This is a genomic window from Secundilactobacillus silagincola (genome assembly GCF_002583405.1).
Lineage (GTDB): Bacteria > Bacillota > Bacilli > Lactobacillales > Lactobacillaceae > Secundilactobacillus > Secundilactobacillus silagincola.
This window is the reverse complement of record NZ_BCMJ01000003.1, coordinates 270,697-292,035: the sequence shown is the minus strand read 5'-3', so window position 1 is coordinate 292,035 and position 21,339 is coordinate 270,697. Positions and strand designations below refer to the sequence as shown.

18 protein-coding genes are annotated in these 21,339 nt (G+C 42.8%); 15 read left to right on the top strand and 3 right to left on the bottom strand.

Annotated features, from left to right (window positions below):
- Positions 1-105 precede the first annotated feature (105 nt).
- Positions 106-1,311 (bottom strand): MFS transporter, encoded by a 1,206-nt coding sequence (locus CES82_RS05320; RefSeq protein ID WP_098824277.1) that lies wholly within the window; start codon positions 1,309-1,311, stop codon positions 106-108.
- A 1,214-nt stretch (positions 1,312-2,525) separates the two neighbouring features.
- Between CES82_RS05320 and CES82_RS05310 the strand changes: the two genes are divergently transcribed.
- From CES82_RS05310 to hslU, 11 genes are all read left to right on the top strand, one after another.
- Complete coding sequence (locus CES82_RS05310; protein WP_098824275.1) at positions 2,526-2,888, top strand: MerR family transcriptional regulator; 363 nt, start codon at positions 2,526-2,528, stop codon at positions 2,886-2,888.
- Positions 2,889-2,927: 39 nt separating this feature from the next.
- On the top strand, positions 2,928-3,818 hold the full coding sequence (locus tag CES82_RS05305) for an alpha/beta hydrolase (protein WP_098824274.1): 891 nt from the start codon (positions 2,928-2,930) through the stop codon (positions 3,816-3,818).
- Positions 3,819-4,123: 305 nt separating this feature from the next.
- Positions 4,124-4,288: a hypothetical protein gene (locus tag CES82_RS05300; protein WP_439959045.1), complete on the top strand. Its 165-nt coding sequence runs from the start codon at positions 4,124-4,126 to the stop codon at positions 4,286-4,288.
- A gap of 27 nt (positions 4,289-4,315) precedes the next feature.
- Positions 4,316-4,465, top strand: coding sequence for a hypothetical protein (locus tag CES82_RS12470; RefSeq protein WP_180245668.1), 150 nt, complete (start codon positions 4,316-4,318; stop codon positions 4,463-4,465).
- 252 nt (positions 4,466-4,717) lie between these two features.
- Complete coding sequence (ylqF, locus tag CES82_RS05295; RefSeq protein WP_098824273.1) at positions 4,718-5,572, top strand: ribosome biogenesis GTPase YlqF; 855 nt, start codon at positions 4,718-4,720, stop codon at positions 5,570-5,572.
- The gene (gene rnhB, locus CES82_RS05290) at positions 5,565-6,338 is read left to right on the top strand and encodes a ribonuclease HII (protein WP_098824272.1); all 774 of its coding nucleotides are present in this window, start codon (positions 5,565-5,567) and stop codon (positions 6,336-6,338) included. The genes ylqF and rnhB overlap by 8 nt, the downstream gene beginning before the upstream one ends.
- 41 nt (positions 6,339-6,379) lie before the next feature.
- Entirely contained in the window at positions 6,380-7,264 is an 885-nt protein-coding gene (gene dprA, locus CES82_RS05285) for a DNA-processing protein DprA (RefSeq protein WP_098824271.1), read from the top strand.
- A 169-nt stretch (positions 7,265-7,433) separates the two neighbouring features.
- Positions 7,434-9,563: a type I DNA topoisomerase gene (topA, locus tag CES82_RS05280; protein WP_098824270.1), complete on the top strand. Its 2,130-nt coding sequence runs from the start codon at positions 7,434-7,436 to the stop codon at positions 9,561-9,563.
- A gap of 90 nt (positions 9,564-9,653) precedes the next feature.
- On the top strand, positions 9,654-10,565 hold the full coding sequence (gene xerC, locus CES82_RS05275; protein ID WP_098824269.1) for a tyrosine recombinase XerC: 912 nt from the start codon (positions 9,654-9,656) through the stop codon (positions 10,563-10,565).
- A 19-nt stretch (positions 10,566-10,584) separates the two neighbouring features.
- Complete coding sequence (hslV, locus tag CES82_RS05270; protein ID WP_098824268.1) at positions 10,585-11,127, top strand: ATP-dependent protease subunit HslV; 543 nt, start codon at positions 10,585-10,587, stop codon at positions 11,125-11,127.
- Between the two features lie 23 nt (positions 11,128-11,150).
- Positions 11,151-12,563 (top strand): ATP-dependent protease ATPase subunit HslU, encoded by a 1,413-nt coding sequence (gene hslU / locus CES82_RS05265; RefSeq protein WP_098824267.1) that lies wholly within the window; start codon positions 11,151-11,153, stop codon positions 12,561-12,563.
- A gap of 240 nt (positions 12,564-12,803) precedes the next feature.
- Here the strand turns inward: hslU and CES82_RS05260 are convergent, their stop codons facing one another.
- A complete protein-coding gene (locus tag CES82_RS05260) occupies positions 12,804-13,850 on the bottom strand; it encodes a zinc-dependent alcohol dehydrogenase family protein (RefSeq protein WP_098824266.1) in 1,047 nt (348 codons plus the stop codon).
- A gap of 184 nt (positions 13,851-14,034) precedes the next feature.
- Between CES82_RS05260 and CES82_RS05255 the strand changes: the two genes are divergently transcribed.
- Entirely contained in the window at positions 14,035-14,916 is an 882-nt protein-coding gene (locus CES82_RS05255) for an aldose 1-epimerase family protein (RefSeq protein ID WP_098824265.1), read from the top strand.
- Between the two features lie 90 nt (positions 14,917-15,006).
- Here CES82_RS05255 and plsY read toward each other — a convergent pair whose 3' ends face one another.
- Positions 15,007-15,648 carry a glycerol-3-phosphate 1-O-acyltransferase PlsY gene (gene plsY / locus CES82_RS05250; protein ID WP_098824264.1) on the bottom strand — a complete coding sequence of 214 codons (642 nt, stop codon included), beginning with the start codon at positions 15,646-15,648 and terminating at the stop codon, positions 15,007-15,009.
- 137 nt (positions 15,649-15,785) lie between these two features.
- Between plsY and parE the strand changes: the two genes are divergently transcribed.
- The 3 genes from parE to CES82_RS05235 all read left to right on the top strand — a co-directional run bounded on the left by parE (position 15,786) and on the right by CES82_RS05235 (position 21,311).
- Positions 15,786-17,771, top strand: a complete 1,986-nt coding sequence (gene parE / locus CES82_RS05245) for a DNA topoisomerase IV subunit B (RefSeq protein WP_098824263.1) — start codon at positions 15,786-15,788, stop codon at positions 17,769-17,771.
- Positions 17,772-17,792: 21 nt separating this feature from the next.
- Positions 17,793-20,237 carry a DNA topoisomerase IV subunit A gene (gene parC, locus CES82_RS05240; protein ID WP_098824262.1) on the top strand — a complete coding sequence of 815 codons (2,445 nt, stop codon included), beginning with the start codon at positions 17,793-17,795 and terminating at the stop codon, positions 20,235-20,237.
- Between the two features lie 114 nt (positions 20,238-20,351).
- Positions 20,352-21,311 (top strand): LysR family transcriptional regulator, encoded by a 960-nt coding sequence (locus CES82_RS05235; protein WP_098824261.1) that lies wholly within the window; start codon positions 20,352-20,354, stop codon positions 21,309-21,311.
- Positions 21,312-21,339 lie beyond the last annotated feature (28 nt).

Sequence of the window (21,339 nt, the reverse complement as noted above, 5' to 3'; positions counted from 1 at the left end):
CGTTAAAAATCCTTTGATTTTAACGACCTGCGTTTGAATAAAGAAACTTAAGTCAAAATTGTACTTATGTGATGCCATTAGCATCATCTGACAATGACCTATGATTTATTTAATTTTTAGCATTAATTTAGATTTATTCACTAATCGTTGGTGCTTTGTGACGATTCGATTTAATAGTATAAGCAGCGTTAACGCAAATAGGGCGTATATTGCGGCCCCAAAACTAATTTTGGTAACACCAACAGTCCCTACTAAAAATGATGCCGTTGCAGAGCCCAACGAAGTTCCAAAGTTAAAGAAAATCGAGCTTAAAGATGATGCTAGTAGCATTGACTGTGGGTAGTCATGTTCTGCCACATCTAAAAAGTGAAGCTGCATTGATGCACTAAACAACGTAACTAGCATCGTAATTAGCATCAACATAGAAAATCCAATGAATTTATTCATAAATGCTGAGGGCAACAAAATTAAAATTATCACATCTGTTACATAGTACTTCGGCATTAATTGGAGACCACCGTGCACAGCAATTGTGCCCGAAAAACGGTTGCTAAAAACGCTGGCAATTCCCAAAGCAAAGAGCAATAAGTTTAAGTATCGCGTGTCAAAACCTAGTACTGAAGTTAGTAACGGTCGAATATACGTATAATAGCCGTACTGAGTTGCAGCAGTAAACAAAACAACTGCAATTGCGATGTATATTCGTGAATCTTTCAGTAGAGATAATTGATTCAAGATACTTCCCTGAGTTTGAGCGACACGGCGGGGCAATAACCAAATTAAAAACACAATAGTGATCAGTGAGATGATTGACACTGTGAAAAATGCATAACGCCAACCATAATGAGTGCTAATGGTAGTTCCAACTGGGATCCCAATAACAGACGCAATGCTAAAGCCGGCATAAATCCACGAAATTAAATTAGCACGTTTTTTCTCTGGTGCAATTTGATTAGCAAATGTCATAATGATTGAGATAATTCCTCCCGAAACACTAGCCGAAATCACCCGCGATGCAACCATCATCCAGTAATTTGTTGCCAGACCACTTAGAGTGTTGCCAATCAAAAAGATGCCCATTAATGTCAATATTGTTTTGTAACGATTATATTTGCTCGTCAAAATAGTAATAATTGGTGTGCTGATTGCATAAACAGTTGCAAAAATTGTGACCAAGTAGCCAACCATAGCAATTGAAACATGCAAATGGTTCGCAATATCGGGTAAAATCCCGACCACCATAAATTCATTGCATCCTGACATAAAAGCGACTAAGACGAAAACAACTGCTTGTAAACGATATTTGTTCAAAATAATTCTCCTTTTTACTGTTTTAATTACCACCTCCAATCGAATTTGAAATACTGATTTTTTTACACAGTTTAATAGTCATTATTTTGGCTCCTTACCAAAGGCAAAGTTATAGAAATACAAGTTAATTTTAACACCTCTGCAAATGACATTAATTGGCACAGCAATCGGACTATTTGTAAGACTACTTTCAGTTGGATTTGAAAGTGATCAATCTAAACTTAGAACTGTGGTAAAATTAACATGCTAAGCGTAATACAGTGGATTCTTTTAGGGTTAAGCAACGAAATATCATTAAATATTTTGAAATCTGACCGCCTGTTGACGTATCAATCTAAACGTAACTTGCTTGAAAAACACTGATGAATAAACAAGAAATGATAGAATTGGTTCTTGCCATTCTTAATTTCATGAGTATGGTTAAATGATGCGTAAAAATAGGATTATTCAAAAGAGTTTCTCCCAACAGAAGAATATCAAGAAATTAGGGTCTTAAAACCCTTACTATAAAAGGAGATAAAGCATTATGGCAATTATTCAATGGTTGAACGGTAAGCACTTATAAAAATACAATAAAGAATGAAAAAGATTTTCCATTTACAGAAGTCGAAAACAGCTGTGAACTCGCATTGTTGCGGGTTCTTTTTTTTAACATTATTTTCTAAGAGCATTATTTTAAAAGTCATGTCAGTTTTATTGAGCAATAATAAGCAAAAATAATCAAATTCTGTCCCCAAATTTGTCCCCACCAAATATTGGATTGTACCCAAGGTGGTTCGGTTACAGTTCAACTGTAGTTATGGGGAAAAATTAGAGTGACAAACGAGAGCACCACTAAAATGAGCGAAATAGAAAAATGGCGATTGTTAAAAATACGGAAGTCTAACATTGGTTTGGCAAATTGCAGTTCGCAATGAATGAAGATCACAATAAAGATCGCTCCAATTGCGATAAAACACGTTCTCAGTGTCTGATTTTGGTTAAAACTGCCAGTGCTATAGAGGAGTACATCAAGATCCAAGATTGAATAGACTACTAAAGGGTAATCAAGCGAATTATTTTGTTGCTGTGGAGTGTCGACATTTTTCTAGTATTTAGCGGAATGGGTTTGAGCTATTTTTGAGAGACAAGTATAACGATCGAAGATAAATAATAAATAGTGCTTGCCTTAAAGTAGCTTTAAGGTTATATAATGAATTTTGAAAGGAGTACTTATGAAAATTAATGAAGTTGCCACATACCTAGAACTGCCTTCAGAAACTCTTCGTTACTGGGAGAAAATTGGGATCATTTCCAAAGTTAAGCGAGATAAATCAGGTTACCGTCAATTCGATCAAGATGATGTGAATTGGATTCGTTACGTGAAGTGTATTCGCGAGGTTGGTATTCCCATCGCGCAGATTAAGGAATACACCAATGTTGCAAGGAAAGGTGGGAATGCTATCCTACGCAAAGAAATTTTAGTTGCTCAGAAGAGTAAACTGAAAGCCAAAGTCAAAGAAATCGAGTTGGCGATACAGATGGTAGATTACAAGATAGACCATTACAATAGCATGAGCATTGGTTCGGATGAATGAGTACTCAATACAAGATGAACTATAAGGAGAAGAATGTAAATGAGAGAAGAAATCACCTTTAAGCGCAATGGATTGACGTTGTCAGGTCACTTATTTACACCAGCAAGCTTCAATGCTGACGAAGAATATCCGGCGATAATCGTACAAGGATCACTAACATCAGTAAAAGAACAGATGGCAGATGCTTATGCGGTAAAGTTTGCCAGTCAAGGGTTTATTGCTTTAGATTTTGACTACGCACATTATGGTCAAAGTGAAGGTCAACCAAGACAGCTTGAAGATGCTGAAGAAAAGTTGAAAGACTTACATGCCGCAGTAGACTATCTTGAAGGTCTAGAGTTTGTTTATGGAATCGGCATGGTCGGCGTATGTACTTCCGCAAGTAATGGTGTGTACCTAGTTGCGTCAGATTCAAGAATCAAAGCTTTTGCAACGATTGCTGGCATGATTGTAAAACCAGCAATGTATCGTTCAATCATGGGTGAAACTGGTATTTTACGACGACTTGAAGCAGCAAAGAAAGCGCGTCAAAAGTTTGAAGCTACTGGTGAGGGGACGTTGATCGCGGCCTATAGCGAAACCGATGAGACCGCATGTAACTATAATCCAACTTCAGGGGCCTATGATTATTACACCAACTCGAAGCGCGGAAATGTTCCAACTTATCGTAATGCATTTGATGTTAGTTCATGGGGTTCATGGTTAACATTAAATCCATTAAGCCAAGCAGCTAAAATCAAGACGCCAACAATCGTTGTTGAATCTGATGGATGCGCATTTCCTGACAATGCCAAAGAATTATATGAAACCGTCAAAGGCCCTAAAGAATTGGTGTGGTCAGATGGGATGCACTTTGATTACTATGATTCAGACAAACAAATGGACAATGCCGTCGCAAACATCAAACGTTTTTTTAAGGCGTATATATAAGCTCATCAATACAAGCAGATAATAGTTCATTATTGATTGGAATTTAGAGAACTTGATGAATTGAGAGAAAACAAACGTTACGCAAGTCCATATCAAAAATAATAAGTGATAGGGTTGGGCTAATTGCCGTTAACCGACAGGGAAAGCGGGAAGAAGTAAAATTTGGTTTTTTGTCAAAGAAATTTCGTTAAGTAATAACTTGTTAGAATTGCAATACATTGATGGGTAATAAACTTTTTTACGCTAAATGAATAAAGAATAGTTACTAAATGTGGGAAAATGGCGAACACAAAGTAGCATTTTTTGTGTTTAATAAACAAGTGGACAGCAAGACGGTCAATAACCTGGTGGACGTGACCAAGAAGAATAATGTATCAGTGCTTCCAGTAACCGAAACACTGCCTGCAAACGAGGACTATGCTGAATGGATGACAAATCAGTATAAACAGTTTGCACAAATCTTGCATTGATGAGAAATACCAATAAGTTGATTGCGAGTGAGTCATGTTAATGTTTATTCTGTGGCAGAAAGTGCAGCTGAAATATACGCAGTACAGGTAAAGTATATTTCCAATCATTCGTTGAATACCCAGTTGGAAGTAGGGGCCAAGCAAGTTGCAGGACTATCGTTTAGTGTGCTTGTTTAGATTGCGTGGACTTGAAAATTGCGTAAGCAAAAGGGTTAATCGACTTTGCTAAAAAGATAGGCGAAATAAAGGATTAGATGGTAAAATAGAGTCTGCTCATTGAGATTCTGTTTTACCATTTTTTTGAATTCAGAATGCTTACAAACGAGAGAAATAATCAAATTGCTTGGGCGAGTTTTGATGGCTCACGCATATATTTAAAATTAATGAATGAGGATCCAAGGATTCTCGGTATTAAAAGGGGTTAAAATTATGGCAACTATTCAATGGTTCCCTGGTCACATGGCGAAGGCCATTCGCCAGTTGGAAGAAAATTTACACGTGGTAGATATTGTGTTTGAATTGGTTGATGCTCGAATTCCACAATCGTCACGAAATCCAGAAATCGAGCGGATCATCAAAAATAAGCCACATTTAGTGATCATGACTAAAAGTGATTTAGCGGATCCGGAACAAACCAAAAATTGGATCAAAAAATTCAAAGCTCAGGGTCTGCCAGCGATTGCGGTGGATTCTAAGGCAAACATCACCACCAAAACGGTGACCCGCATTTCGCAATCTATTCTGGCGGATAAACTGGATAACGAGCAACAAAAGGGACTGAAAGAACGGCCGATTCGTGCAATTACTGTGGGTATTCCTAACGTAGGTAAATCTACGTTACTAAACCGGTTAGTTAACAAACGGGCTGCTCAAGTGGGCGACCGTCCTGGTGTGACAAAGGGGCAACAGTGGTTACGGTCATCTTCCAAACTGCAGTTGCTGGATACGCCAGGTATTTTGTGGCCAAAGTTCGATGACGAAGAAACCGGTCAGGCACTGGCGTTGACGGGGGCCATTAAAGATCAGCGTTTCGCTAGTGACGACGTGGCGCTTTACGCCTTAAAGTTCTTTCGGCAGTACTATCCAAAGGCACTACAAGAACGCTACAAGTTGACTGAAGATGATTTCGATCTTTCAGACGTTGATCTACTGTTAAAATTAACGAAACAGTTTGGCATGAAGGATGACTATGAACGTGCTTCTGACCGACTGATTTTAGACATTCGTAAGAGTAAATTAGGTCGCTACTCGTTAAACCGAACGGACGGTGAGGCAGATGCCTAAAGCACCTTCAATCCGTGAACTTAAACAGCTGTTTGATCAAATTACGGACGAGAACGATTCGCTATTTACTGAATATGCCGATGATCCGCGTGCGGGTGTTCAGAAATTGATGGCGACCACTCAGCATCGATTGGCTAAGCTAATCAGTGAAAAGCGCGCTTTTGAGCAGCGCTTTTTTTATGAACGGCAATTTCGGCAACAGGGACATCAACTGATTGCTGGCATCGATGAAGTTGGTCGTGGTCCGTTAGCGGGTCCCGTGGTGAGCTGCGCGATTATTTTGCCTGACGATTTTGATGTGATTGAAGTCAACGATTCTAAGCAACTGTCTGATCATCAGCGAGAGGAACTCTACCCGCAAATTTTGGATCAAGCAATCGCAGTGGGAATTGGTACGGCTTCAGCTCAGCAAATTGATCAGTTGAACATCTATCAAGCCACCCGTGTAGCCATGTTAGCGGCAGTGAATCACTTGCAGCCGCAACCTGATCAGTTATTGATCGATGCTATGCAGATTGATAGTGACATTTCGCAGTTAAAGCTGATTCACGGTGATGCGAAGAGCGTCTCAATTGGGGCAGCAAGTATTGTGGCTAAGGTCTTTCGGGACCACCTCATGCAAAGTTACGATGTGCTTTATCCCGGTTATGAATTTTCACATAATGCGGGTTATGGCACCAAGGCGCATTTACAAGGTTTAGCTGATCTAGGACCGTCTAAAATTCATCGGCGAACGTTTGCGCCCGTTTCAAACTATTTCAAATAATTTATCGTAGTTTGCTGAAACTAAGGATGAGGTGAACTATCGTGAATTTGAATCAATTTTTACTCCGTTTACATTTAACACCGGGAATCGGCTTGAAGGGCGAGTATCTCGTTGCCCAGTGGCTAACGAATCATCCGGGGCAATTGAGAAACTTGCTGCCGTCGGAAATTAGTGAAATTGCCAGTGTCTTACCGCAGCATCGGCAGAAATTTGAACAGAGTTTTATGAGTGATAAGGTAAGTCAGGCATTGGCACGACACGAGAAAGAGTCGCAATACCTGACTTTTTTTGATGCGCAGTATCCTGCGTTGCTGAAAGAAAGTTGGTTGCCACCCGTGGTACTGTTTTATCAGGGTAATCTTGAACTACTGAACGCACAGCGGCTGTTGAGCGTGGTGGGCAGTCGAAAGCGCAGTGCTTATTCAGAAACGGTATTGAACAGGCTCATGCCAACACTGATTGAAAATCAATTGGTGATCGTTTCCGGACTAGCAGCTGGTGTCGATAGCTTGAGTCACCAGCTCGCCTTACGCAACCATGGTCATACCATTGGCGTTATCGGTACTGGCTTAAACTTGAGCTATCCAGCAAGCAGTCAAAAATTACAGCAGTACATGGCTCAACATGAATTGGTGCTGTCAGAATATCCCTTGGATGCGGTGGGGAAGAAGTACCATTTCATCGAACGTAACCGGCTTATAGCGGGCTTAAGCCAAGCAACGCTAGTGGTACAGGCCCAAGAAAAATCCGGCAGTTTGATTACTACCAGTTTAGCGCTGCAAAATAATCGTGATGTGATGGCTATTCCAGGGAGGATTGATGATCCGCTCTCCTGCGGGTGTAACCAGTTGATTCAAGCGGGAGCTAAAGCAGTTTTAACAGCTCAAGATATATTGGATGAATACCCGTCATTAAAGACTAAATAACCAGCATTTACCCGTATGTATTTTACAGAAACGACATCCATTTGCCATATAATATAGTAGCTTTTGAAATCTTTTTCAGTTGACAATCTAATTTTTATGAAATATGATGTGAAAGATTTAGTAATCTTATAGCATCAAATATTTAAAACTCACCAGAAGGGGTAATTAGATGGCAGCAACAACTAAGAAACCAAAAGCTACGAAAACTAAAACAACTAAAACTAAACGAAGAAAACCACAAAAAAAACTAGTTATCGTTGAATCACCAGCAAAAGCGAAAACGATTGAAAAATATCTTGGGCGTACTTACAAAGTGATGGCCAGTATCGGTCATGTGCGGGACTTGCCTAAGAGTAAGATGGGTGTCGACGTTGACAACGATTACGAACCGCACTATATTTCCATTCGCGGTAAGGGTGACGTCATCAAAGAGTTACGCTCTGAAGCTAAAAAGGCCAAGCAAGTTTATCTGGCAGCTGACCCGGACCGTGAAGGGGAATCTATTGCGTGGCATTTATCACACTTGTTAAACTTAGATCCCAAAGAAAAGAACCGGGTGGTCTTTAACGAAATCACCAAAGATGCTGTCAAAGACGCTTTTAAAACACCGCGGACCATTGATATGGATCTTGTGGATGCTCAGCAAGCTAGACGTATTCTTGACCGTTTAGTGGGATATTCCATTTCACCACTGCTCTGGAAAAAAGTTAAAAAGGGGCTTTCAGCTGGTCGGGTGCAATCCATTGCACTGAAGCTGATCATTGACCGAGAAAACGAGATCAAAGCTTTCGTCCCAGAAGAATACTGGACGATCGATTCTGAATTTAAGTTAAAGCGGTCTAAATTTGATGCCAGTTTCTGGGGCCTTGATGGAAAGAAACACGCTTTACCTGATAACGACGAAGTGCAAAAGGTTTTGGCAAAGCTTGATCGTGATCAACCTTTCAACATTACAAAAGTAACCCGTAAGGAACGAAAACGGACGCCACAGCCCCCATTCACAACTTCCGCTATGCAACAAGAGGCTAACAAGAAGTTAAACTTCCGAACGCGGAAAACTATGATGGCTGCTCAACAGCTCTATGAAGGGATCAATATTGGTAAGGAAGGTTCTCAAGGACTGATTACCTATATGCGGACCGATTCTACGCGAATTTCGGTCATCGCAAAGCATGAAGCCTCTTCCTTCATCCACGAAAAGTATGGTGCAGAATACGCCGCTACTAAGCCACTTAAGGGTAAGTTACCAGAAGGCGCTCAGGATGCCCATGAAGCCATTCGGCCATCATCCGTTTTTCGGACGCCAGCTGATCTGAAACAGTATTTAACCAACGATCAATATAAATTGTATTCATTGATCTGGAACCGGTTTGTGGCCAGTCAAATGACCAACGCAGTCATGGATACCATGGGCGTCACCATTGAACAAAACGGTGTTACGTTTAGGGCTAACGGCTCAAAATTGAAGTTTGATGGGTTCTTGAAGATCTATAAAGACGGTAAAGAAAAGGATAATCTGCTGCCAGATCTTAAAGAAGGCGACCAGTTGACCTTGACTAAGACCGATCCGGCACAACACTTTACTCAGCCGCCTGCACGGTTCTCTGAAGCTAACTTAATCAAGGCTTTGGAAGAAAACGGTGTTGGTCGGCCATCGACGTATGCGCCAACCTTGGATACCATCCAACGTCGCTATTACGTAAAATTAGTTGGACGTCGATTCGAACCCACTGAACTGGGAGAAATCGTTAATACCATTATTCAAGATTATTTCCCAGACGTTGTTGACATCAACTTCACGGCTGATTTAGAGAAGCAGTTGGATGGCATTGAAGAAGGCAACCAAGACTGGGTTAACGTCGTGGATACTTTCTATAAGCCGTTTTCTAAAGAAGTGAGTCACGCTCAAGATACCATTGAGAAGATTCAAATTAAAGACGAACCAGCTGGTTTTGACTGTGATATCTGCGGTGCACCGATGGTCATCAAGATGGGCCGTTATGGTAAGTTCTACGCTTGCTCACGGTTCCCAGACTGCCGGAACACCAAACCAATCGTCAAAGAAATTGGTGTGGTTTGCCCGAAGTGCCATGAAGGCCAGGTTATTGAACGAAAATCAAAGAAAAACCGCTTGTTCTACGGCTGTTCACGTTATCCTGATTGCGACTTTGTTACCTGGGATAAGCCAGTGGGCCGTGATTGTCCGAAAGATGGTCACTTCTTAGTTGAAAAGAAGATCAAAGGCGGCGTACAAGTCGTTTGTCCAAACGGCGACTACGAAGAACCCGTTCAAAAATAGTTATAAGAAGTTTAAGTTTGACCAACCTTGACCAAATGTGTTGCATCAGGGTTGGTTTTTTGATACATTACAATCATGGAGGCGATTCTCATGGCAACACCAGTTGAATTGTTTATCACCTACCTGGAAAGTGAACGACAGTATTCACCTGAGACCGTTAAGGCTTACCGTGAGGATCTGGCTGCTTTTCAAAAGTTCTTAGTCGATACCGGTGACAACACTGATTTACTGTTAGTGTCGAAACTGGACGTTCAAGTTTATCTTAGTCAGCTGTATGACGAGCATAAGGCGCGAACGACCATTGCACGAAAAATCTCCAGTTTGAGGTCGTTTTACGATTTCTTGATTCGCGAAGATCTGGTTAAGGTCAATCCGTTTGCCTACGTGACGCTAAAGAAGCGTTCACAGCCACTGCCCAGATTTTTCTATGAGAAGGAAATGACGGCACTGTTTAAAGCAGCGGGTGAAAATCCAGATCCCGTGTTAGCAAAGCGGGATTCTGCGATTCTTGAAGTGCTTTATGCCACTGGCATCCGTGTCAGTGAACTATGTGGGTTGACCTTAAACGCCGTCGATTTTGACGGTCAGCTAATGTTGATTCATGGTAAAGGCAATAAGGAGCGCTACGTGCCTTTTGGCCACTACGCTAAAGACGCGCTGCAAACTTATCTTAAGGCTGCGAGAGAGCCATTGATGCAAAAGTACCATAAAACACATGAGGTGGTTTTCATCAATCATTATGGCGATCCAATTACATCTACGGGTGTGGAATACGTCTTGAATCAAATGATTGATCGTAGCAGTCTGACGGGTGACATTCATCCGCATATGCTGCGGCATACCTTTGCCACGCATTTATTGAACCACGGCGCGGATTTACGAACCGTGCAAGAGCTTTTGGGCCACAGTAGTTTATCCACAACTCAGATCTACACTCACGTGACTAAGTCGCAGCTTCAGCGTGACTATCGGCGTTACTTTCCGCGCGCCACTCATGATTAAAGAAAGCAGGGGTTAACACATGCCAGTAAAATTTGAGGCAACAACCATCGTTGCCGTGCGTCATAATGGGCACAATGCTATGGCTGGAGACGGTCAAGTTACGATGGGCGAAAAAGTAATTATGAAGGGTACTGCACATAAAGTACGCCGCATTTACAACGATAAGGTAGTCGTTGGCTTTGCGGGCAGTGTGGCTGATGCCTTTAAACTTGAAGAAAAATTCGAAGCACGTCTGAATGAATTCTCTGGCAACCTGGAACGGGCTGCCGTAGAACTGGCTCAAGACTGGCGTTCAGACCAAAACTTACAAAAACTAGAAGCGCTATTGATCGTCATGAATGATAAGGATATGTTGCTGGTTTCTGGTTCCGGTGAAGTGATTGCACCAGACGATGACATTTTAGCCATCGGTTCCGGTGGTAATTTCGCTCAAGCAGCTGCCACAGCTTTGCACCACCACGCTAAAGACATGAGTGCTAAAGAAATCGCCGAAACTGCCATTAGCATTGCTGGTGACATCGATATCTTTACGAACCACAACATCATTTCCGAAGAATTATAACCCAACAGAAAGCAGGGATTTGTTTGGATCCAATTACAAAAACACCACGTGAAATCGTTTCGCTCCTTGATCAGTACATTATTGGCCAAGACGCTGCTAAAAAGTCGATTGCGATTGCTTTACGGAATCGTTACCGCCGCATGCAGCTGTCAAAAGACATGCAAGAAGAGATCACACCTAAAAACATGTTAATGATCGGACCTACTGGGGTTGGTAAAACCGAACTGGCACGTCGATTAGCTAAAATTGTAAAGGCACCCTTCGTCAAAGTTGAAGCCACGAAATTCACCGAAGTTGGTTATGTTGGTGGCGACGTTGAGTCCATGGTGCGTAACCTGGTTGACGTTTCCGTTAAGATGGAAAAGGACAACGAGTTTGAAAACGTCCGTGCTGAAGCCACTAAACGGGCTAACAACCGGTTAGTGAAGTTATTAGTTCCCGGTAAAAAGCCGAAGCAAAATCAACAAGCCGATTTTTCAAACTTGATGAACATGTTTTCTCAGATGCAAAAGGGTGACATGCCAACTGCTGAGCAGCCAAAAGAAGAAGTTACCGACGAGGTCAAGAATCAGCGTATGTCGGTTTCTGATCAACTGGCTCACGGTTTATTGGAAAACTCCGAAGTTGAAATCGAAATGGATGATCCACAACAAGCCATGGCTGGCAATAACCCGATGATGAATCAGATGGGTATCGACTTAAGCTCGACTTTAGGCCAAATGATGCCTAAGAAGCGGATCAAGCGAACCGTTCCAGTTTCTGAAGCACGTGAGATTTTAATTCAAGAAGAGTCTGAAACCTTGGTTAACGACGCGGATATCAACCACGCTGCCATTGAACGGGCCCAAAACACGGGGATTATTTTCATCGATGAAATCGATAAAATTACTTCGAAATCTGACAAAAACAGTGGCGAAGTTTCCCGTGAAGGTGTTCAACGTGATATTTTACCAATCGTTGAAGGTACTCAAGTTCAGACCAAGTACGGTGCCATTAATACTGATCACATTCTGTTCATCGCTGCTGGGGCCTTTGCTGAAAGCAAACCCAGTGATTTGATCGCTGAACTGCAAGGCCGTTTCCCAATTCGGGTTGAACTGGATGAATTAAGCCAGGAAGACTTTGTTAAGATTTTGACGGAGCCTAATAACGCTTTAGTTAAGCAGTATATTGCTTTAATTGGCACGGATAACATTAAGGTGACCTTCACCATTGAAGCCATCAACCGAATCGCTGAGCTGGCTTACCAGCTGAACCATGAGAACCAAAACATTGGTGCACGACGGTTACACACGGTGCTTGAAAAACTGCTGGAAGACCTGCTTTATGAAGGGCCAGATATGCAGATGGGTGACATTACCATCACTGAAAGTTACGTGAATGACAAGATCGGCAACATTGTTAAGAACAAGGATTTGTCACGTTATATCCTTTAATTTGACAATCGCATCAACACAAAAATCTATGATATAAGTCTATATTGATAAAAATGTTATTTGGCTTCTTGACTTAAAGACAACTTAAAGTTTACTTTTGCTCAATACTTTAATCTAGTCTAAACCTGCGCCACAACACAGATTCCGGCCATTTAACGCAAAAAAAACGTATTCCGACAAAGTTCGACGGAATACGTTTTTTTGCGTTAAATTCTGGAATCTACCGAGTTATGTCACACTCTAATCTTCACCAATCTTCAAAACACAAGCACCACGAATATCGCCCTTTTTAACGTAGCGTAAAGCTTCATCCGCTTTGTCAAAGGCATATGGTGTGGTTTCTGGATGAATATCTAACCGGTCTGCCAGTTTTAAGAATTCTTCACCATCAGACCGAGTATTGGATTCAACACTAGTCAAATTCTTTTCGTGAAAAATATGATCTTGATAGTTTAACTGTGGAATATCGGTTAAGTGAATCCCGGCTAAAGCCAAGGTGCCACCAGGAACCAACCCTTCAAGTGCCTTGGGGACGATGTCACCGACTGGGGCAAAAATAATTGAAGAATCCAGTTTGACAGGTGGCAGATCATAAGCTCCCGCGGCCGATTTAGCACCTAATGATAGAGCAAACTTCCGGGCATCTTTACCACGAGTTAAAACGTGGACTTCAATGCCTTGATCAATGGCCAATTGAGCTGTGATGTGAGCAGAACCGCCAAAACCGTATAGTCCAAGACGGCCACCAGCCGGCACGTTAGCCCGGCGAAAAGCCCGGTAGCCAATAATTCCCGCGCAGAGCAGGGGTGAAGCGGTTTGCGAATCGAACCGTTCTGGAATACGGTAGGCAAAACCTTCAGGCACCGTGGTGTACTCGGCATAGCCACCATCATGATCCCAGCCGGTGTACAACGAATTGGGACAGAGATTTTCTCTACCGGAACGGCAGTATTGGCAAACGCCACAGGTCCACCGAAGCCAAGGCACCCCGATGCGGTCACCCAGTTCAAACCGCTGTGCGTCAGGGCCAATTGCAACCACTTCTCCGACGATTTCGTGACCGGGGGTAACGTGTTCTTGATGAACAGGTAAATCGCCCTCAGACACGTGAAGATCCGTGTGACAGACGCCACAAGTTAACACTCGCACTAAAACTTCGCCTCGTTGAGGAGTAGGCACGGGTTTCGTCGTAAACGCTAGTGGGCTTTTCTTACCATCGATGGGACCTGGCTCAGTAACCGCCCAAGCTCGCATGGTGGTTGGTAAATTAGAAACTGCTTTAGACATATTTATCGCCTCTTGTGAAAGATTAGCTTTCAAGTTAATTTCATTGTAGTCAGGTTCAGAAGACTTCGCAAGCTGATGGCTTTGCATTAACCTCTAGATTAGTTAAACTGAGCTCAGTTATTGAAAGGGGCCAGCTAATGGTCTATACTAATCTTGAAGACTGATCAGAAATGGGGTTTAAGCAGTGATTGAACTTAAAAATGACGAGTTACAGGTTAAGATAAACGAACATGGCGCTGAATTGACCAGTGTTAAGAGCGTCGATGATCAGATTGAATATATGTGGCAAGCGGATCCTAAATTCTGGGGTCGCCACGCACCGGTTCTCTTTCCAATCGTTGGTCGACTGAAGGATGACCAGTACACCGTGAACGGTCAGACATACCGTATGACTCAGCACGGTTTTGCGCGGGACATGGATTTCATGGTTATCGAACACGAAGACGATCACGCTGTTTTTCAATTGGAAGCTAGCGACGAGACTCGGGAGAAATTTCCCTTTGATTTCACGTTACAGGTCACTTTTACCCTTGATGCACACATGTTATCGGTTCATTATACGGTGACCAATCCTAGTGGTGACGTGACACTGCCATTTTCAATCGGTGGTCATCCCGCATTTAATGTACCACTAGAACCTGGTAATGGAGATTTTTCAGATTACTCCGTAACGGTTGCGCCTAAGAAAGCTTATCAGCAGATCCCATTAGTTGGCCCGTACAACGACGTGAAGCACGAAAAAACGTTAAATTTAACTACACCAATGGTATTGGATCACGATTTATTTAATCAGGATGCTTTGATCTTGGACTTAGATCACGTTGAGACCACGTTGATGCTCAGCACAAGACTTAACGATCATGGTGTGGCACTGACGCTGCAAGATGCCCCATACGTTGGCATCTGGTCACCTTATCCTAAGCGGGCACCGTTTGTTTGCTTGGAACCATGGTGGGGGATTGCGGACAACGTTGATAGCGATGGTGATTTCATTCATAAGATGAGCATCCATACTGCAGGCCCTAAAGAATCATTTAACGTCGGTTTTCAGATCCGCTTTTTCTAAAATTTTACTCAAAAAAAGAGCTATGCCAAAAAATCATTTTGACATAGCTCTGCTTTTGCTTATAAGATAGTATCTGTGATGCAACGATCATCAGTCCTTATTTTGTTGCTGACGTTGTCGCCGCTTGTTTCCTAGACCAAATGAAACCATGTTTTCCGTGCCATTCAAGATTCGTTTGATGTTTGACCGATGACGCCAATAAACAAAGATAGTCAAGCAAACTGCCAATGCAGATAGGTACCAATCCTGAATCACGAAGCATAAAATGGTGATAATCGTAAAACTAACCATTGACGCAAGGCTAACCATGCTGGTTAAATAGATAAGGCTAACAAAACACACTGACGCGATTACAAAGAGCAGTGGATTGTAAGCGAGTAACATGCCCGCGCTGGTGGCAACGGCCTTGCCACCCTTAAAGTGATCAAAGATCGAAACGGTGTGGCCGAGAATCGCCATGAAGCCGAAGAGCAAAAGCATGGGCGAATGCTGACTGAGGCTGATATGCAGGAACCATACTGGTAGTAAGGTTGCTACCGTTCCCTTTGCTAAATCTAAGATTAAAACGGCGGTGCCAGCAATCGGACCTAATACACGGTATGTATTCGTGGTACCGATGTTGCCAGAACCAGCTTGTCTGATATCGGTGTGAAAGAATCCCTTGCCGATCCAGACACCGTTTGGAATCGCGCCTAAGAGGTAGGCAATTAATAATAAAAGTGCGAGTTTCAAGTTTCATTCCTCCATTGTCATGATGACGTGTCACGGCTAATATTTTAGCATGTTTCCTACTGCATTACAGAATAATTTTATCGTTATCATGAATTCTAAGTCAAAATCGTAATTAAAAGTTGAAAGGAGTCTTTTTGGTGCCGAGAAAAAAAGCAACTTATGATGATTCATCGATTCAGGTTCTAGAAGGACTTGAGGCCGTTCGAAAACGCCCAGGGATGTACATTGGTTCTACTGATGCTCGTGGACTGCATCATTTAGTTTACGAAATAGTCGATAACGCGGTGGATGAAGCTTTAGCCGGTTACGGGGATGAGATCAGCGTGGTCATTGAAGCTGATAACAGCATCACCGTCACCGATCATGGTCGTGGTATGCCAGTCGGGATGCACGCCTCAGGGAAACCAACACCTGAAGTGATCTTAACGGTGCTGCATGCTGGTGGTAAGTTTGGCCAAGGCGGCTATAAAACCTCTGGTGGCCTGCACGGTGTTGGGGCTAGTGTGGTAAACGCACTGTCTTCAGAATTGACCGTTAACATTGTTCGTGACGGCAAAATGTACGAACAGCAGTTTGAGGATGGTGGTCACCCCATCACAACCTTGATCAAGAAGGGCAATACCCGTAAACCAACTGGAACGAAGATTCATTTCAAACCAGACAGTTCTATTTTCACTACGACCGTATTTAACTTTAATACGCTGTCTGAACGGCTTCGGGAATCTGCTTTTTTGCTGAAGGGTGTTAAAATCACGCTGACGGATAAGCGGCAGAATCAGGAACGCGAAGAAGTCTTCCATTACGAAGAAGGCATCAAGGAATTCGTTGCCTACTTGAATGAAGATAAGGAAACCCTTGGCGACATCATGTACTTTGATGGCAGTAAGCAAGGTGTTGAAGTCGAAGTTGCCGCTCAGTATAACGATGGCTATTCAGAAAACCTGCTGTCGTTTGTTAACAACGTCCGTACGCCAGATGGTGGGACTCATGAAGCTGGGATGCGCAGTGCGTGGACGAAGGCTTTTAACGAATATGCCCGTAAAGTGGGCTTGTTGAAGGAAAAAGATAAGAATCTGGACGGTTCTGACGTTCGTGAAGGTCTTTCTGCGGTGATCTCACTTCGGGTACCAGAAGAAATCCTGCAGTTTGAGGGCCAAACCAAAGAAAAGCTGGGGACGCCAGAAGCCCGGGCCATCGTTGATAACGTCGTCAGTGAACAACTCGGCTACTACCTGATGGAAAACGGTGAATTTGCGCAGATGCTGGTTCACAAGTCGTTGCGTGCTCGGACTGCCCGTGAAGCTGCCCGCAAAGCTCGGGATGAATCCCGTTCTGGTAAGAAACATAAACGTAAGGAACGGCTATTGTCTGGTAAATTAACACCGGCACAATCTAAAAATGCAGATAAAAATGAGTTATTCTTAGTCGAAGGTGATTCTGCCGGTGGTTCAGCTAAGCAGGGGCGTAACCGTAAATTCCAAGCAATTTTACCCTTACGTGGTAAAGTTTTGAACACGGAAAAAGCCAAGTTGGAAGACGTCATGAAAAACGAAGAACTGAATGCCATGATTTATACCATCGGTGCTGGCGTTGGCTCTGAATTTAACATTGAAGATGCCAACTACGATAAAATCATTATTATGACTGATGCCGATGATGATGGTGCCCATATTCAAATTTTACTGCTGACCTTCTTCTACAAGTACATGCGACCAATGATCAATGCCGGCCGCGTCTACATTGCTTTACCACCACTGTACATGATCCAAAAGGGTAACGGTAAGAAACAAGTTGACGAATATGCTTGGACTGATGAAGAACTGGCTACTAAGACTAAGGGATTAAAGGGCTATAAACTACAGCGGTTCAAGGGTCTTGGTGAAATGGATGCAGAACAGCTCTGGGAAACAACCATGAATCCTGAAGGCCGGACGCTGGTTCGGGTCCGGATCGATGATGCCGCATTAGCTGAACGTCGAGTCACGACCCTAATGGGCGATAAAGTTGAACCTAGGCGTAAGTGGATCGAAGAAAACGTTGCGTTCACTATGGAAGAAGACGGCAGCATTCTCGATAGTAATTTAGCAAATGAAGCTCATAACGAGCCAGCATCAACCAAATAAGGTATGAAAGGAGTCCTTTGAGTGGCAGGAACTAAGATTCAAGAGCTCACATTAGAAGAAGTCATGAGTGATCGATTTGGTCGCTATTCAAAATCAATTATTCAAGAACGGGCACTGCCAGATATTCGCGATGGTTTGAAACCCGTTCAACGCCGTATTTTATTTGCGATGAATAAGGATGGTAACACGTACGACAAACCATTTAGAAAATCCGCTAAGGCCGTGGGTAACGTCATGGGTAACTTTCACCCCCATGGTGATAGTTCCATCTACGAAGCCTTAAACCGAATGAGTCAGGATTGGAAAGTTCGGGAACCATTGATTGAAATGCATGGTAACAATGGTTCTATGGATGGTGATCCGCCTGCTGCCATGCGGTACACTGAAGCTCGCCTCAGCAAGATTGCTGGGGAAATGCTACGAGACATCGATAAAGAAACGGTCGATATGGTGCTGAACTTCGATGATACGGAATATGAGCCCACCGTTTTACCAGCCAAGTTCCCTAACTTATTAGTGAACGGTGCCACTGGGATTTCAGCGGGTTATGCAACGGATATTCCACCGCACAATTTAGGCGAAGTTATCGATGCGCTGCTGTATTTGCTGGATCATCCCAACACTGACTTAGAGCATTTAATGCAGTTTGTTAAGGGTCCTGATTTCCCAACGGGTGGCATCCTGCAAGGTGTTGATGGTATTAAAAAAGCCTATGAAACCGGCCGTGGCCGTGTCGTTGTCCGCTCACGAACAGCTATCGAAGATCTGCGTGGCAACAAGCAGTTGATTCGTATCAGCGAGATTCCTTACGAAGTTAATAAAGCATCGCTGGTTAAACGAATCGATGAATTACGCTTAAACAAAAAAGTTGATGGTATTTCTGAAGTGCGTGATGAGTCTGATCGTGATGGGCTTTCAATTGCTATCGAATTAAAACGAGACGTTGATGCACAAGGAATCTTGAACTATTTATTTAAGAATACTGACTTGCAAGTCACCTATAATTTCAACATGGTGGCGATCAACCATAAACGACCAGAACATGTTGGTCTAAAGACGATTTTGGCGGCATATTTGGAACACCAACAAGACGTTATTACTCGCCGGACTAAGTTTGATTTGGACAAAGCAGCCAAACGTCAGCACATCGTTGAAGGCCTGATTAAAGCGTTGTCTATTCTGGACCAAGTCATTGCCACTATTCGGGCAAGTAAAAATCGTAAAGACGCCCGGGATAACCTGGTCACCACTTACGACTTTTCTGAAGAACAAGCAGACGCGATCGTGGCGCTGCAACTCTATCGTTTGACCAATACCGACGTTACGGCGTTAGAAAAAGAAGCAGCTGAATTGGCCAAAAGCATTGCAACTTATCAAGAAATCTTGGCTGATCCAAAAGCTTTAAACAAGGTGTTACGAAAAGAATTGCGGGAGATCAATAAGCAGTACCGCAACGACCGACGAACTGAAATCCAAGCGGAAATTACACCACTGAAGATTTCCACAGAGGTTATGGTTCCTGATGAAGACGTGGTTGTCATGGTCAGTCGTGACGGTTATCTGAAACGCAGTGGCGTTCGCTCTTATAACGCTTCTGATCCGGAAGACAACGGGCTTAAAGAAGAGGATTACCCGATCTTCACTGAAAAACTCAGTACACTGGATCACTTGTTCATGTTCACCAATAAGGGTAATTTGATCTACCGGCCAGTTCATGAAATTACTGATGCCCGTTGGAAGGATACTGGTGAGCACATTTCCCAAACTATCGGTCTTGCCGATGACGAAGAGATTATCGCCACCTACGCGTTTAATTCTCTCAAAGCACCTGGTGAGTTCTTGATTGCTACGGACGACGGATACATTAAGCGGACAGCCTTTGAGAACCTGTTGCCAGGACGTACCTATAAGTCCAGTGCCAAGGTGTTTGAAAAGTTAAAATCGGATCAGGCCAAAGTCGTTAACGTTACTTATTTGCCACAGCCTGCTAAAGCGTCAGTATTGCTGATGTCTCGATTAGGCTTAGCGCTACGCTTTGACCTAGCCGAAGTTTCGATTAACGGTGCCCGGACCACCGGCGTTCGCTCGATGAACCTTGGTGAAGGGGATTCAGTGGTTGATTTGCAACTGGTTAACGATGATGACACCGTTGCTTTAATTACGCAGCGTGGTGCCTTTAAGAAAATGTCGGCTAGTGAACTGCCAGTGACGAGTCGGGCGCGGAAAGGCGTATTAGTTCTGCATGCCCTAAAGTCACAGCCGCATGAAGTGGTTGATTTTATTAAATTACCTGATGCCTCGTCACCACTTGAAGTAATCACGGATCGGCGACGGTTGCATGATATTTTGCCAGCAGAGCACCCAATGAATAATCGTTATTCGAACGGTTCATTTGTCATTGACACAGAATCGGAAGGAATTCCAGAAGTGTTGCGGAGTAAACCAACTATTTTAACTTTGTCTTAATTTTTATTAGAAATTAGTTATTTTCGGATTACAATAATTGCGTATTTGTCCGAAGATGGTTATTATAGTTTTGATAATAAAACATTAAGGACAACCCAAATAGGAGGTTCCCACATGAAAAGTAAGCAAGAAAGTATTTTTTCATCTAAGACATTGACTTATTTTCTTCAATTGTCTGAAACGATGAATTATACGCAAGCCGCTCAAATTTTGGGTATTACCCAGCCTGCGTTAACTCAGCAAATTAAAAAATTGGAACGTACAGTTGGTGCTCGTTTATTCTATTCCGTTGGTAAGAAGTTGCGTCTAACCGATGCTGGTTATACCATGCTGGATGCCACACACCGGATTTATGATGTGCTAAACAGTGCTACTGATGAGATTCAGCAATCAACTAGTGCCACTCAAGGTGACATTAATATTGGGATGCTATCATCAGTTGAGGACAGCGTTTTTGAAGACTTTGTAATTCAATCTTACCGGGAAAATCCGGATGTGAAGATTACATTGCATATGCTGACCCGTAAGGAAATTTGGGATAAGCTTGAAAACAACCAAATTGACCTAGCAATCATGTACTTACCAGATGAATCAATTAAGAATTGGAAACCATACGAATCTAAACGTATCATTAGCGATGACTTACTCTTTATTCACCATGATGAAAAGCTCAGCAAGAAGAAACGGATCAAGTTTGCTGATACGCCTAACAAACCATGGGTCACTTATCCAGTTGAGTATTACTTGAATCACGTTATGCGCGAATCCTTTAAGAACGCAATGGTTGACTTACCAACCAGTGTGGCGCAGTTTACCACACCAAGCCAGCTACTTCGGTTCTCTGATGCGACTGGCGCATATACCGCATTACCTAACTCATTTGTGGTTGGACAAGGTGAACAGCCTGATACTTGGACTGCGCGTTTTGAACCAAACATTCGCTTTGAACTGGCCTTCGTCTTCAGAAGCGGGAAAGATAAGATTCCACGCATTGGACATTTTCTCGCACAATTTGATCAATATCTGAAAACTAAAGATTATTTGGCACGTTTACAAGAAATTCAGCAAAATTAATAGTATGATTAGTATGTAAAATCATTAT

What these genes read in the sequence shown, in the direction of transcription:
- CES82_RS05310 (WP_098824275.1), top strand. Translation starts at nt 2,526, where the DNA reads ATGAAAATTAATGAAGTTGCCACATACCTAGAACTGCCTTCAGAAACT.
- CES82_RS05305 (WP_098824274.1), top strand. Translation starts at nt 2,928, where the DNA reads ATGAGAGAAGAAATCACCTTTAAGCGCAATGGATTGACGTTGTCAGGT.
- ylqF (WP_098824273.1), top strand. Translation starts at nt 4,718, where the DNA reads ATGGCAACTATTCAATGGTTCCCTGGTCACATGGCGAAGGCCATTCGC.
- rnhB (WP_098824272.1), top strand. Translation starts at nt 5,565, where the DNA reads ATGCCTAAAGCACCTTCAATCCGTGAACTTAAACAGCTGTTTGATCAA.
- topA (WP_098824270.1), top strand. Translation starts at nt 7,434, where the DNA reads ATGGCAGCAACAACTAAGAAACCAAAAGCTACGAAAACTAAAACAACT.
- xerC (WP_098824269.1), top strand. Translation starts at nt 9,654, where the DNA reads ATGGCAACACCAGTTGAATTGTTTATCACCTACCTGGAAAGTGAACGA.
- hslV (WP_098824268.1), top strand. Translation starts at nt 10,585, where the DNA reads ATGCCAGTAAAATTTGAGGCAACAACCATCGTTGCCGTGCGTCATAAT.
- CES82_RS05260 (WP_098824266.1), bottom strand. Translation starts at nt 13,850, where the DNA reads ATGTCTAAAGCAGTTTCTAATTTACCAACCACCATGCGAGCTTGGGCG.
- CES82_RS05235 (WP_098824261.1), top strand. Translation starts at nt 20,352, where the DNA reads ATGAAAAGTAAGCAAGAAAGTATTTTTTCATCTAAGACATTGACTTAT.